We start from the raw sequence: 13,769 nt of genomic DNA on the forward strand, positions 1-13,769 counted from the left end.
GGAGCAGAGTACCGTTAGTTATCCCGCGCCGGACGTTTTGATGGGGAAATCAGGCAGCCTGCCAGGGTGGCAGCTTTGCCGTGGAATCAGTGGCAGCTTTCGCGTGGAATGGGTGGCAGGCTTCGTCTGGAATCAGTGGCAACCTTGGTCTGGAATACGCATTCCAGCAATATTTGGGTGAACTCGAAATCAATGAAACACCTAATCTGAACAGAGTTTATATGCCTCTGTAGATATCCCACTATATAAAAACTCCTGACCAAACTACGTTGCCCTCTCACCGAATAGGGACAAAACCTCACTCCAGTATTGATTGCTCACGGATAGATCAATAGTCTCCCTAGCGCCGTTATGTTCCGGTGCAACATCCCATGTGCCCGTATTATCGATACCGAGGTCCCACGCTGCTGACTGGCCCTCTTGCTGGAGCATTTCAGAGCCCTTTGCTTCATCCGGGCTTTGCTTTGATGATCTTGGCGAAAATGAAACCACGTGCTGCCCTGGCAGGTCGTCACCAATTCTGCGTGCAAATTCTGTCAAGCTGGGCTCTGCAAGGACGTAGAGCCAGCCACCAATGTTAGATGGCTCCCTTGCTTGGCGCCGGAGTATTCTGCCGAGGACTTGCCGAAAATGGAGCTCTGTTCGAATCCTGCTGAGGTGACAGCACACCTGCAATCTCGGGATATCGGTTCCTTCACTAATCATCCCCACAGAAATGATCCATCGATCAGATGATGTTTTGAAGTTTGAAATAATTTGATGGGCTTCGGGAGTGTTGTAAGTGACAACAACAGGTCTTTCTCCGAACGCTGAAAGCCGAGCTGCAATCTGTTCTGCGTGTGCCACTGTAGCCGCTACAATGAGGCCGGCAGCCGTAGGAACCTGCTTCCGGATCTCTAATAATTTTTTTGATGCTTCGGAGAGTGTCTGGTCGATCACTTCGTCCCGGAACAGAAAGTCAGGATAAGTAATATGACCCTGGCTGATTGTTTCCCGAATGCTGGAGTAGGTTTTAAGGCCGAGTTCCGATGACCTCAGGCTGATTTCTCGATTATCAGTGAGCACGATTTTTGGGGCTCGGCAAACGCCGTCGGTAACCGCCCGCTCCAAGCCATATTCGTAATCACAATGGAGCTCGCCGTCAGGCTGCGTGTAGCGAGAAAGTACTATTGGGTTGTCGTCAGTCCTCCAAGGCGTTCCTGATAGCGCCATTGTGAAGGAAGCCTTTCCTTGAATCCGATCGAGAATTGTTCGCCCCCAACTGTTGCCAAGTGAGAGTTCGTCCCCCCAGCTGCTGCCGGAGCAATGATGGATCTCGTCCAATACCACGAAGACCCTGTGTTCACTCAGTACTCGCCATAGCTCTTTGGGAAGCGTGTTCATCGACTGATAGGTATAGGAACCGCCTGCTGCGCCGATCTGGCCATTGAAGCTTCGCCCAAGGATTTGGCTGAATGTCTTGCCGACGCTTTGTGCTACTGCCCGTGAAGGGGAAAAACACAAGACGAAATCAATGCTGCCGCGCTCCAGAAGGACTTTCGCCACCGATGCTACCATGACGGTTTTGCCCGCCGCAGGTGTTGCGTGACATAGAAAGTGGGATTGGTACTCAAAAGCTTGAAGGGCTTGATCGATGCACTCTCTTTGCCAAAGGCGCAGTTGGATCATGCGGGAGATCCGATTTTTGTAATGACCGACTCTACAGCTCGAAGTTGGCCCAGAAGTTTCGTGCTTCTTTCGCGAGACTCCAGGTACTGTGCCTTCACGGCGCTCCGAAGTGCCGGGTATTTGTTATACAGGCGCTGGTATTCCTCCGCCTCACCAATGCTGGCAATCAGTTCGACCTTCCTTTTAGAAAACTCCTCCTGCAACGCCCGTTGTGTCTCACCATCCATTGACGATTCAACGTGCCCATATGCAGCGCTAAATGGAGAAGGCTTGGCTTCCAGGGAAATGTCTTGGTTGTTTGAACGGTAGATAAACTTGCATCCGCGGCCAGTCGATCCCTCGTAGCGATCGATAACTTTTGCCTTTTCAAGGCGTAGAAGTTCTCTGTATATGTACTTGCGAACTTGGTTGCGGCTTGGCCGCTGAACTTCGGGTATTTGAAGAAGATACATATCCCGGATGCTGGTATTGGAAAAAGGAGTATCTGACTGCTGTCTCAGGAGTTCGATCAGGATCTTGTCGACGCTCAGTGGTTGCGATTTTTTCATAAGGCGGTCCGATTCGTCTGTAGGTCGATCTGGTCGACCCCCGAAAAATGGGTAGTATATGCCGTGGCTCGAAATGCCTCAAGAAACCATAGTCTTGTCTTTTGTGAGGGCAAGAAATGGGCTCACCGATTTGTGAGGCGTTTGGCCGGAATTTGCGTGCGATTCGAAAATCGAAAGGGTTTTCTCAGGAACGACTCGCTCATGAAACGGGAATTGATCGAAGTTATGTGGGGAAGATTGAGAGAGGAGAAGTGAACATTACTATCGAAAAAATCTACCTGCTAGCAGATCATCTACAGTGCTCACCTAAGGATCTGCTCATTTAGCCGTTGACTCCAGGTCGTCTGTTCTTCCGCTCTGGTCGATTGAATTTCAAATGCCAAAAACCATTCAGACATGTTGCCCAGCGGCTACTCCAGAAGCCCAAGCCCATTGGAAGTTATGACCGCCCAGATGACCAGTCACATCCACCACTTCGCCAATGAAAAAAAGCCCTGGCTGATTGCTTGCTGACATCGTTTTTGATGACAGATCACGAGTGTCCACTCCGCCCAAGGTAACTTCGGCTGTTTTGTATCCTTCCGTTCCTGCGGGTCGCACTTCCCAATGACTTAGGACGTCAGCTATCGCCTCTAAGTCTTCATTGCGGCAATACTGGAATGGTTTGTTCCACTTTTGGAGTTCGCAGAAAGCTTTTGCAAACCTTTTCGGCAAGAAATCTTCGAGAAAATGGCGGATATGGCTCCGTGGTTTTGTTTTGCGATGTTCGTGCAGCCTATCACAAACAGACACGCTCGGAAGAAGGTTGATCCGTATTGTATCTCCGGGATGCCAGAAGCTCGATATTTGCAGCATGGCGGGGCCGCTTAGACCACGGTGAGTGACCAGCATCGGTTCGCGGAAATGTTCGTTGTTACAGTGCACGTCCACAGGGCAGCTCACACCGGAGAGTGGCGCCAGTCGCTCCTTTAGTTCTGGATGCAGGGTAAAGGGTACAAGTCCTGCGCGGGTTGGATGCACGGAAAGCCCAAACTGCCGTGCAACGTCGTATCCGAAGCCTGTGGCGCCCATGGTGGGGATAGACAGCCCACCGCAGGCGATGACCAGGGATTCGCAGGTAAGGGTGCCGCCGCTGGTTTGTAGCTGATAGCCGTGATCGACGCCGTTGATTTTATTCACGCTTGTTTTAAGTCGCACTTCTGCGCCAGCCCACTCGCACTCAGTGAGTAGCAGGTTGAGGATCTCCTTGCTGCTGCCTTTACAGAAAAGCTGGCCCGCAGCTTTTTCCTCATGCTCAATGCCGTGGCGATCTACCAATTCTAAAAAGTCTTGAGGGGTGTAACGCTTGAGTGCCGAAATGCAGAAATGGGGATTGTCAGACAGGAAATTCGCCGGCGTGCTGTTTAGGTTGGTAAAATTGCAACGACCGCCTCCGGACATGAGGATTTTCTTACCAGGTTTATTGGCATGATCGAGTACCAATACGCTTCTGCCGCGATATCCCGCTGTTGAAGCACACATTAGCCCGGCTGCACCTGCTCCTATAATGATCACATCATAAGTGCTTGACATAGTATCTCCTGAGGAAAAGACCGCTAGTGTAGGGCAGTCGGTGTAATGAGCCAATGATTCGTTAGGGCTCGTAGTCTAAGTTCGGAAGTTCGCGACGAGATCCTCGATCTGATTGAGCTTGGCATTTAACTTCTCGATGGTTACGTTGCTAATCTGCTTTCCAGCTACATTCTGAACATCGCCTTTCAACTCGTTGGTTAGGTAGAAGATGCTCTTCAATCTGTCCTGAAGCTCTTTCACCTCATAGGAGTGTGCGAAGGCATCAAGCTCTTCCCAAGCCAAATCGATGTAGTGCCACAATGAGTCAACACTTCTGTGGCCTGTAAAACTCGCGACTTTTTTTAGTATTGTTCGGTAATCACTGTCGGTAATGATGTGGCGGCTCTTCAATGGATTCTTATCCATGAAGCTAATAAAGTGTAGCTTAACCATATTGGTGATAAAGCGATGTCTAAACATTTTCTGACAGTTCTTTTGTTTGATGCCGGCTCTTACCGTAAGCCTCCGAAATTCTTGGTAAGCGGCATCTGGAAGTACCTCTTTGCCGCTTTCAGAATTTAGATAGATTACATTGTCCACATCCTTCTCTGATTGAATAATTCCTGCAGCAAGCAGGCGTTCAATTAATTTCTTTCTGTAAGAATTGATAAATATTTCAGTCTTCATCGCCAAGCTGCGTGGAATTGGAATCGTTCTCATATTATTTTTGGAGTCGATCCGGCCTTTGAGTGTGGGGAGAATCAGTTGCGATTTTCTCAGGCTAGCCACATTGTTAGAACAGGGTATAGTGATTAATTCTTGAGGTCGGAGCCCCGTTGCTTCAAGCAACACGAGTTGCAGCTCACGCCTTCTATGCATGTATTCGAGATGGTCCGCCTGTTGCTTTCTAGAAAAAAGACCTCGCAGTTTTCTACTCACATTCTTATCGCTTCGTGAAGCCTCAAGGGTATCCCACAATTTTCTGATGTTTATTGTTGAAATAGGGGTTGCGTTCGTCGTGGTAGCTCTTGGTATGTTCATCGGGAAAACGTTGTGAATGATTTGCCGACCAGTTCTATGTGCATAAACTTCTTGCTTTAGCTTTATCTGATACCTTTTATCAGCATCATCCACGCCCGCAATCAGTCGCTCAGTGGCAATGTTTTGCTGAACCCAAACCAGAAAATTAATGGAGGTTGCCACAATGGCTTTAACCGTGTTGTTGTTCCTGACGCGCTCGTTGTAGATATCAGTTTCTTGACAGAGTTCATAGATAAACTCATCGATATGGCTGTGTTTCAAATCAGCGAAATTCACCTTTCTCGCGTAGCAAAATCGAACTAGGTGGGAAAGATTTCGCGCGTAATTCCCAAGTGTCCCACCATTCTTTTGGTTCACCGTCACAGTCCTACTTCTATCACATAAATACATTTCTGCGATTACGCAAGGCGAGCCATTAGGCCAAACAAATGAGTAATAGCAATACCGTACACGATCGTTCAAAAAGATCTCACCGGTTCCACTATCGAATCTGTCTATTGTCGGAAATCGAACATTTTTGATGAGGCGATAAAGTTGACTAGTCATTGTCGGCAACGAGCGTCAAAGAAAAATACTCCCGATACAATTCGTTGTGCCTGTCCAAATCGTATTGGTATTCAGGGCTCTTTTTGACTGCATCGAGACAGATCCTATTCAAGTCGGTGTATGCTCGGATGAGGATCGCTCGAAACCTTTCGGCTTCGTCGAGTTTTTCTTTATAAAATAGGGCCCTACTTTTAGTTTCATTCGACTTTTTGTTTCTTGAATTTTTGCTTTTCTTTTTGATTGCGACCCTTATTTTCTCGAGTTGTTCGAAACCTCCGTCGAGTGCGGTATCTGAATACTTCTTGAACGTATTGAGAGTCATTGCATGGATGCCTACTGATTTTCGCTCAACAGAAGCAATCGCAGCCTGGCTCCCGCACTTAGATGTTATCCAGGAATATGCGTCAGGATTTTTCAGTGCTTCAATCATTGAATGATAGAGCACTCTAATGGATTCTTTTCTTATATCAGACATCTCACCGCCTACGAAATCTTGATAGCAATGTCGACCTTTAATCCTTCATCGACATTCTCGATACCAAAAACAGTTACTTCGAAATGACCCGACTCAATTTGAATTTCAAGCCATTGTTTCAGTTCGTCTTCTTTAATCTCGGAAATAGAGTTAACCTTGAACTGATTGCAGACTGCGTCATAAACATCTTCGATGTTGCTGACGTCAGAGAGATTATTACCGTCCTTGAAAAGCCTCAATTGCTGATACGCATATTCAGATTCAACCTCAACCATCTCCTGGCCTTCAAAGTTATCCTGAATATACTCAAAAATGTGATCTGGATTGGTGTGACCTGCCATCCACCGAGCGCTATCTAAGGAGGAAAATTTAAATGTCCAAAAAAAGTTCAAAAGAAACGATTTTCGTAATTCATGTGTATTGACGTACCACCGTCTTCCGTATTCATCGAGTGGTACTTCGATATGGTCACAGAAATAGGAAAGCCGTGACCTTATGAATTCATGATCGGCAATCGAAGCAGATGTCCAACTAAATCCGTAGTTGATTCCATACAGAAGGTATTGTTCTTCTTTTTTTGAAGGGACATGTTTTCGCGCATGTTTGTTCATTTCTTGAAGTAGTACGATGGCCCTAGCTGCAACACGCGGAATTGGCTTCGCATCTTCTGGAAGGATTCCGCGTATACCCGACTTTTCAATATCCTGCATGAGCCAAAAGCCATCGTTATCCTTGAAATATAAACAATCGTATTTTAATGAGGAGAGTTCGTTTACTCTGATCGGTTTCATTGAAGCTATTATAATGAAACAAGCACCCCGCAAGATGTCAATGAGATAGGTTAGCGGAGGTCTTGATCTGAATAATTCCACATCGCGGCCGTGATAATCAAACGAACTGATCTCTATTTTCTTTCGATGTCGTTGAAGTACGTTTTCAACAACAATTTCTCGTTTCTTATAAAGCTGAGTAAATGGTTTTTCAATGACTAATAAACCCTCGTTGTGCAAAGTGTCGAAAGCGTCTACCATAGCACTGATAATCGCCTCCCCTTTGTTAAGCACCCAATCAACCGAGGAGTTGATTATCTGCAGACAAACGGGCAGCGGAATCCAAGGTGTGTGTTTAATCTGCAATTGATTGTTCTGTATGTATGTGTGGATCTCTTCAAACCTAAACTGCTCTGAATCGGGCAATTCACGGTGGAACAACTTCTTTGTAGATAGAAAAATTTTAAAGTAACCCAAGAACTGCTTTATGTTTTCCTTGTTAGCTATAACTTCAGAAATAAGCGGAGTCGTATGTCCAGGAAACTCATACTCAAGCGTCACAGGCACGAGAACGTCTTGGCTTTTCCTTAGTAGATCTGGCTCAAATTGTCTCAAAAACGCACTGAATTTATCGCTATGCGTAATTTGTTGTGGGAGCTCAAATTCCTCGACGAATTTCATGCGGTCTATGACAGAATCACCGAATTTGGTTTTTCGGTAAAATCCTTTTGATTTAAAGACTCTGATTGCTTCGCTAATATCAGCGGATGTTAGATGGTAAATATCGTCGCTGATTAAAGCTGTACCGGACATCTCAAAAAAACGAGCTTTAAAAATCTCTGCAACGCCGAACAACTCCATGATTCCGCCGTGAATTTTCTCTCTTACGTAGCGAAAAAGTCGTTCTTGAGTGAGATTTCTAAGAAACTCTGATCGTGGGCATAGATTAATATCTTTACGAAAGCACCATTGAGCAAAAGATAGAAGGTTATTAACTAGACCAGGTAGTGAACTCACGGAGACGTTTGGAGCGATAGAGGTTGATTCTACTATCACGAAAATTGCTTTCTGGAGGAAGTCAAGAAAATCACGATTTTGAGGTGAATAGAGAAGTGTCCCATCAGGAAGCCGTCTGTTCCAATTTATGGTTCGCACGTACTTATAGCTACCGTCAGCCCTTTTAACAGTTTTTGCTGTTTTAATGATCCATTTGCTTTCATGAATTCCAGATAGCAGCCAATCCGCGATAAAATCACCGGAATAGATTGTGATTCCAGAGTCGTAGCCTGCGAGATACTTTTGAATGCTTACTACGTCCGCTTGGCTCCAGTCCAAATGGGCGTTGAGTTTTCTCATGAAATATTAGCCCGTCGCATGATAAGTTGATCCCACTCCAATTTTTCGGCCATTAATAATGCTTTGTTTTTTGCAGAAAAATTGGTTTCTCTGACGGAGGATTCGTTATGTTGAGAGAGGGTGGTGTTTAAATGCTTTGCTAATGTAATGAAACTGATAGGAGCCAAACCTGTTTTAGAGTCTTTCTGTGCAAGTGTCGATGCACCTATATTATTGTTCTCGGCAATAAGTTTATAAGCATACAACAATGACAGAGACCTCTCTGAAATATTTGCGATCAGATCGCCTTGATGCCTTTCGCGTGTTTCGTCGATTTTATCCTTCAGATAGCTGATTAGAGGATTGTTACCTTTGGAATCAAGAGCAAGCATTTCGAGAATAAAGCTATGTAATTCATTCAAATTACTAAAATCTACAGCGTCGAGTAGATAATCCTCATTTGCACATGCGGAAACAAGCATTAGGTTTTGAAACCGTCTCACCTGCCTTGTGTTATAGGCTGCTATGAGAGGTTTTGGAAGATAGTGCTCAAGCGCTACTCTTGTTCCGTTGCCTAATTTTCTAGAAACGGCTCTGATTGATCCAGTTCGAAAATACTCTAGAACGCCTTCTGAAGCTCGCAGTTTCGAATGGGTTATCTGATTTCGGGAAATCCCGGCATCAGCAAGGGACGGAAACAAGCTGCCGATGAAGAGTGAGCCTTCAGTTCTCCCGGTCAAATAGGCTGTTACTCTCGAACCTTGCGCACAGGTAAAATCCTTATCCTTTGAATTCATGGCGAGGATAACGAATAGGTACTTAGATAAATTGGTGGGGAGATTCGCGAGGTTGGCCGTGCGCATTTCTAAAAGCGTTGAGATAATCTCGAGACTTAAATCTGACAACCCTTCTTTCTTAAAAGCTTTGGCGCGACTCTTTTCAATCATAAAAGAAATTGAAGTTTCCCCAATTTCGAGACGTGATTTACCATGTTTGTCTTCAACCTTGCAGTTAAGCAAGGATAAAAAAGTAAATTTTGGATTTTCCATCATTAAAAGTGCGACGATAAAGGAAACATCCATGTTACCCAAAATGCCTAACATCCAATTTAGTTTTCCCGTATAGCCGATTTTATCTTTTTCAATATGGCTCGGGGGGGTATGACTCATCCATAATGATTTGTTTTCCCACATAACGGTTCTGCTTGCCAGCCCACAGTCTTCAATTTTTGATGAAAGTTTAATGAATCCTTTGTATTTTTTGCTCAATAATAGATAGGCGGCGAAAGATTTCCTGTTATGTCCAGATGAAAAATGGCGTCTAATGGGCGGGGTGCCTTTTTCGCGAGGATATATGTCATAGAAGTCTTTAGCTTTGACCCGTCGCTCAAGAGAAGCGAGATCAATTTCGTTTATTAATTTTTGGCCATCTTCAAAAAATGCTTTTAGGGTCTTCCAATAATCTGTTAACGCTTGATGCAATCTATTTCGTTTTCGTTCAAGATCGTAATAAAGCTCGTCCAAATATTCAGAGTCAGTCCTGCTCAAGCTCACCGGGCAAATTAGTTTATCAATTTGGTCTTTGTTATTAACTTTGTATGCTGCCTTTTCGCCAATTATGCTCACATTGAAGCTGGATTCTTTTTGGACTTGATTGACCTGCTTCATTGCGGGAATGAGAACTGAAATGGGTATCTGATCTCGGTCTTGCAAGTACACCAAAAAGGGGAGAAGATTTTTATTCCAAATAGCGACCCGTGTAGTGATGCTTGATTTAATTTCAGGCGTGATCAATGTCGTCAGATAAAGATTTTTTATTAGCGTCGACCAGTCGTCGGCTTTCTTTGGAAAAGCTTTCATCTCTGAGTCAGTAATAGTCGGTCGCAACACGCTATTTAGGCGACTCCACCAACTTTTTATTGAGATTGGTTTCTTACCCGTGCAGTAATTGACTGCATGCTGTGCGAAAGGTTCCCAGTCTTTTACATGAGACAGATAGTGAATATTGATGTGCCTACAAGCCCCGGCTTCGGATTCTATCCTTAACTGATGCTCGCCGTTTTTCATGGTGATTTTCACTATATCTCTACTTCCGTTAACTGTCGTTCTCGTTTAAATCAATGGCGCCCCATATTAAAAACAGCATCTGCACGATTCGGCCTTCGCTCACGTGAGATCTCTACCAAAAAGCTGTCAAAAAATGTCTCTCAATAATTGTAGCTGTCAGATCATGTAGGTTATTGCAGTGTAGACGAAAAATGGGCGAGTGGGCCTTTTTTTGACAATTTAATGCGTTCGGAATAATCAACTTCGGTAGCCCTCGGTGCCAGCTGGCTTGATCGACCATTGGCCCAGAGTATCGGCAACCTGTTCGATATCGCTGTTCTTGTAGCCCTGCAAAGGGCCGGTCCAGCCCTGTAGCTCGTTGAAGGCCTGGGCAAACCGTTTTGGCAGGTGCTGGGTCAGGTAGTTTGCAATGGTCGATTGCGGGCGGGTTTTCCGCAGGCTCAAAAGGTCGTCCTTGATCTGACAGGCTGGCAGCAGGTTGATAGCCAGGCTGTCCCCCGGTTCCCAGAAACTTGAGATCTGGAGCATTGCCGGGCCACTGAGCCCCCGATGAGTAACCAGCATGGGTTCCCGGAAGTGCTGGTCATGGCATTGCACGTCCACCGGGCAACTGATACCAGACAAAGGGGCAAGCTGTTCTTTCAACTCCGGCTGCAGGGTAAAGGGCACCAGGCCTGCCCGGGTGGGCAGTACCTTCAGGCCAAACTGCTCGGCCACCCGGTAACCAAACGCCGTGGCGCCCATGGTGGGAATGGACAGGCCGCCGGTGGCTATCACCAGGGATTCGCAGGTGAGATCGCCGGAGCCGACGCGCAGGCGATAGCCGTTGTCGGTTTCCGCTATGCGGTCGACCGCAGTCTTCATCCTCACTTCCGCGCCGGCCCACTCACATTCGGTCAGCAGCATGTTGAGGATGTCCTTGGCGCTGTCTTTGCAGAACAGCTGGCCTGGGGCTTTTTCCTCGTGCTCAATGCCGTGTCGATCCACCAGTTCCAGGAAGTCCTGAGGTGTGTAGCGCTTGAGCGCGGAGATGCAGTAGTGCGGGTTGTCCGACAGGAAGTTGGCGGGTGTGCTGTTCAGGTTGGTGAAGTTGCAGCGCCCGCCTCCGGACATGAGGATTTTCTTGCCCGGCTTGTTGGCGTGGTCCAGCACCAGCACCCGGCGGCCGCGATAGCCGGCGGTTGCCGCACACATCAGGCCCGCCGCGCCGGCGCCGATAATGATTACGTCGTACTGTGATGCTGAACCTGCCGTCATGCTGCCCGCCGCTGCAAAGAAAACGGCGGGCAGTATACCAGTCTCAGGGCAGGTAGACGGAGCCTTCCATGTAGAAGGCAGCCTGCCCGGCGATATCGACCCGGTCGCCTTTCAGTTCGCAGCGTAGCACACCGCCACGGGCCGAAATCTGACGGGCGTCCAGCCTTGTTTTGCCCAGTTTCTCAGCCCAGTAGGGTACCAGTACGCTGTGAATGGAACCGGTCACCGGGTCCTCATCAATGCCGGCGCCCGGAGCGAAATATCGGCTGACAAAATCGCAGTCGGTGCCCGGTGCGGTAATGATCAGCCCCTGGTTACCCAGTTGCTTTAATTTGCGCATGTCGGGCTGGGCAGCACGCACGGCCGCTTCGTCCTTCAGAACCACCATGTAGTTGGTGTCGTTGGGAACAAAAAAAGCGGTATCAGGTGCGCCTTCCAGAGCTTCCCGAATCAGCGTTGGCGTGGTTTGCTCCTCGAAGGCCAGATTCGGGAAATCCAGGACCAGCCAGCCGTCATCGGACTGCCTGACGGACAGCCGGCCGCTTTTGGAGTCAAAGCGGATTCGCTCTTCATCCCAGCCAAGCTTGTTGAAGATTACCCAGGCGCTGGCCAGAGTAGCGTGGCCACACAGCGGCACCTCTGTGCCCGGCGTAAACCAGCGGATATGGAAATCGGCTTCTTCGTCCTCGGGAAGCCGCACGAAAAAAGCCGTCTCGGAGAGATTGTTCTCCATGGCGAGCGAGAGCATGACATTGTCCGGCAGCCATTGCTCCAGGGGCATGACCGCGGCCGGGTTGCCACCGAATACCTTGCTGGTAAAGGCATCCACCTGATAGAGGGGGTGTGTCATGGTCTCATCTCCTTGGGTTGTTTGGCCTAACCTGGAAGCACCTTGGATGTTGAGCTTATTGTAGGAAATGAACTGACTGACATAACAGATTCAGATAATCTCATTTTGAACCGGTACAGAGTGTGGTTTTCGGAATCTGTGCCGGTCATATTCGACAGTATCTGTACTGCATGAAGAGGTGCTGCTTCTGGTGCAATGGAGTGGCAACTCCCGAAAGACAGTCAGACGAGGGGCGTAGGATGGGCATTCTTTACAATCAGGTGGCGGATCAGCTTCAGGAGTTGATCAGGGACGGTGTCTACCGTGACGGTGATCGATTGCCGGGCGTGCGAATGCTGAGCCGGCAGTATGGCGTAAGTATTTCGACTATCCTGCAGGCACACCAGACCCTGGAAGCACGAGGCTTTCTGCAGGCCAGGGAGCGCAGTGGCTACTTCGTAAGGCTGCCGACGGTGGATGCACCCGAGCCTGTGATGCGAAGGCACCGCAGCCGTCCGGTGCCAGTCAGCGCCCGGGAAATGACCCTGGACCTTTGTGCCGACGAGCAGAAGCGGATGGTGCCTCTGGCGACAGCGATTCCCCATCCTGATTACCTGCCGCTTCGGCAAATCCAGCACAGCACGCTCTGGGCCGCACGACGAGGCCTGGAAACACTCGACTATGCCTTTCCCGGCAAGGAATCGTTTCGGCGGCAGATTGCCCAGCGGATGGCGACACTCGGAGTACCGGTAACGCCGGATGATGTACTCGCCACCAACGGTGCCCAGGAAGCGATCATCCTGGCGCTTCGTGCCGTGACCCAGCCTGGTGATATTGTGGCCGTGGAATCCCCGTCCTTCCCGGGAATTCTCCAGGCGCTGGAGGTGGTGGGGCTAAAGGTCATTGAAATTCCTACCCATCCTTCTGAGGGGTTGAGCCTGGAGGGCTTGCAGCTGGCGCTTGAGCAGTGGCCCCTGAAAGCCTGTGTGGTGGTGACCAATCACAGCAATCCCATGGGTGCGCAAATGTCAGACGATCGTAAGAAACAGCTGGTCTCTATGCTGGCGGCCGCTGCCGTACCGTTTATCGAGGACGATATCTATGGCGATCTCCATCACTCCGGGGACCGGCCAAAACCGGCCAAGGCCTTCGATCGTGCGGATAATGTGATTTACTGCAGTTCGTTCTCCAAGACTATCTCACCGGGCCTGCGGCTTGGCTGGATGGTCCCGGGGCGGCACATGGCCAGCGCCCGGCAGCACAAATACTTTGTCAACCTGGCAACCTCATCGATTCCCCAGATGGCGGTGGCGCATTTTCTGGAGCAGGGCGGTTACGATCGCTATCTGCGCTCAGCGCGTCAGCACTATCGTGAGTCCACTGAGCGTATGCGCACAGCCGTGGCCCGGGCATTTCCAGACGGCACGGCTGTGAGTCGGCCCCAGGGCGGCTTTGTACTCTGGGTGCAGTTGCCGGATGGCGTTTCCGGCACCGAGGTGTATCACAGGGCCAGGGCTGAGGATATCAACGTGGCGCCGGGACTGATGTTCTCCACCGCCGACAAATACGAAAACTGCCTGAGACTGAACAGCGCTAACCCCTGGAGTGAGCGTATTGAGCAGGCCGTGGCCAGGCTGGGGGTGCTGGCTCACGATGTGCAGGCGACCTCGGGGTAGGGGCTGC

At 48.7% G+C, this 13,769-nt stretch carries 11 protein-coding genes; 2 read left to right on the top strand and 9 right to left on the bottom strand.

Annotated elements, in window-relative coordinates; translation table 11 throughout:
* Positions 1–264 precede the first annotated feature (264 nt).
* Both SIC15_RS06730 and SIC15_RS06735 read right to left on the bottom strand, forming a co-directional pair.
* Positions 265–1,668 (bottom strand): DEAD/DEAH box helicase, encoded by a 1,404-nt coding sequence (locus SIC15_RS06730; protein WP_075195758.1) that lies wholly within the window; start codon positions 1,666–1,668, stop codon positions 265–267.
* On the bottom strand, positions 1,665–2,216 hold the full coding sequence (locus SIC15_RS06735; RefSeq protein ID WP_412537323.1) for a hypothetical protein: 552 nt from the start codon (positions 2,214–2,216) through the stop codon (positions 1,665–1,667). The genes SIC15_RS06730 and SIC15_RS06735 overlap by 4 nt, the downstream gene beginning before the upstream one ends.
* Before the next feature lie 116 nt (positions 2,217–2,332).
* On the opposite strand from SIC15_RS06735, the gene SIC15_RS06740 reads away from it, so the two are divergent.
* On the top strand, positions 2,333–2,542 hold the full coding sequence (locus SIC15_RS06740; RefSeq protein WP_075195760.1) for a helix-turn-helix domain-containing protein: 210 nt from the start codon (positions 2,333–2,335) through the stop codon (positions 2,540–2,542).
* A 64-nt stretch (positions 2,543–2,606) separates the two neighbouring features.
* On the opposite strand, the gene SIC15_RS06745 is transcribed toward SIC15_RS06740, so the two are convergent.
* The 7 genes from SIC15_RS06745 to SIC15_RS06775 form a co-directional block, all read right to left on the bottom strand.
* Positions 2,607–3,788: an NAD(P)/FAD-dependent oxidoreductase gene (locus SIC15_RS06745; RefSeq protein ID WP_075195761.1), complete on the bottom strand. Its 1,182-nt coding sequence runs from the start codon at positions 3,786–3,788 to the stop codon at positions 2,607–2,609.
* A gap of 75 nt (positions 3,789–3,863) precedes the next feature.
* On the bottom strand, positions 3,864–5,069 hold the full coding sequence (locus tag SIC15_RS06750) for a site-specific integrase (protein ID WP_143071175.1): 1,206 nt from the start codon (positions 5,067–5,069) through the stop codon (positions 3,864–3,866).
* Between the two features lie 277 nt (positions 5,070–5,346).
* Positions 5,347–5,829, bottom strand: coding sequence for a hypothetical protein (locus SIC15_RS06755; RefSeq protein WP_075195763.1), 483 nt, complete (start codon positions 5,827–5,829; stop codon positions 5,347–5,349).
* A gap of 8 nt (positions 5,830–5,837) precedes the next feature.
* Positions 5,838–7,955, bottom strand: a complete 2,118-nt coding sequence (locus SIC15_RS06760; RefSeq protein WP_075195764.1) for a hypothetical protein — start codon at positions 7,953–7,955, stop codon at positions 5,838–5,840.
* Positions 7,952–10,012: a hypothetical protein gene (locus tag SIC15_RS06765; protein WP_177190656.1), complete on the bottom strand. Its 2,061-nt coding sequence runs from the start codon at positions 10,010–10,012 to the stop codon at positions 7,952–7,954. The genes SIC15_RS06760 and SIC15_RS06765 overlap by 4 nt, the downstream gene beginning before the upstream one ends.
* A gap of 225 nt (positions 10,013–10,237) precedes the next feature.
* A complete protein-coding gene (locus SIC15_RS06770; protein ID WP_412537324.1) occupies positions 10,238–11,257 on the bottom strand; it encodes an NAD(P)/FAD-dependent oxidoreductase in 1,020 nt (339 codons plus the stop codon).
* Between the two features lie 43 nt (positions 11,258–11,300).
* Positions 11,301–12,107 (bottom strand): PhzF family phenazine biosynthesis protein, encoded by an 807-nt coding sequence (locus tag SIC15_RS06775; protein WP_136631700.1) that lies wholly within the window; start codon positions 12,105–12,107, stop codon positions 11,301–11,303.
* 239 nt (positions 12,108–12,346) lie between these two features.
* Here SIC15_RS06775 and SIC15_RS06780 point away from each other — a divergent pair, with 239 nt between their 5' ends.
* Positions 12,347–13,762, top strand: coding sequence for a PLP-dependent aminotransferase family protein (locus SIC15_RS06780; protein ID WP_412537325.1), 1,416 nt, complete (start codon positions 12,347–12,349; stop codon positions 13,760–13,762).
* The last annotated feature ends 7 nt before the right edge of the window (positions 13,763–13,769 follow it).

The sequence above is a fragment of the Marinobacter sp. MIT932201 genome (assembly GCF_047123295.1).
In the GTDB taxonomy this organism is placed as follows: domain Bacteria; phylum Pseudomonadota; class Gammaproteobacteria; order Pseudomonadales; family Oleiphilaceae; genus Marinobacter; species Marinobacter salsuginis.

Excerpts from the sequence above, each read along its gene's own strand:
- SIC15_RS06745 (WP_075195761.1), bottom strand. The coding sequence starts at position 3,788 with ATGTCAAGCACTTATGATGTGATCATTATAGGAGCAGGTGCAGCCGGG.
- SIC15_RS06775 (WP_136631700.1), bottom strand. The coding sequence starts at position 12,107 with ATGACACACCCCCTCTATCAGGTGGATGCCTTTACCAGCAAGGTATTC.
- SIC15_RS06735 (WP_412537323.1), bottom strand. The coding sequence starts at position 2,216 with ATGAAAAAATCGCAACCACTGAGCGTCGACAAGATCCTGATCGAACTC.
- SIC15_RS06770 (WP_412537324.1), bottom strand. The coding sequence starts at position 11,257 with ATGACGGCAGGTTCAGCATCACAGTACGACGTAATCATTATCGGCGCC.
- SIC15_RS06740 (WP_075195760.1), top strand. The coding sequence starts at position 2,333 with ATGGGCTCACCGATTTGTGAGGCGTTTGGCCGGAATTTGCGTGCGATT.
- SIC15_RS06780 (WP_412537325.1), top strand. The coding sequence starts at position 12,347 with ATGGGCATTCTTTACAATCAGGTGGCGGATCAGCTTCAGGAGTTGATC.
- SIC15_RS06760 (WP_075195764.1), bottom strand. The coding sequence starts at position 7,955 with ATGAGAAAACTCAACGCCCATTTGGACTGGAGCCAAGCGGACGTAGTA.
- SIC15_RS06730 (WP_075195758.1), bottom strand. The coding sequence starts at position 1,668 with ATGATCCAACTGCGCCTTTGGCAAAGAGAGTGCATCGATCAAGCCCTT.
- SIC15_RS06755 (WP_075195763.1), bottom strand. The coding sequence starts at position 5,829 with ATGTCTGATATAAGAAAAGAATCCATTAGAGTGCTCTATCATTCAATG.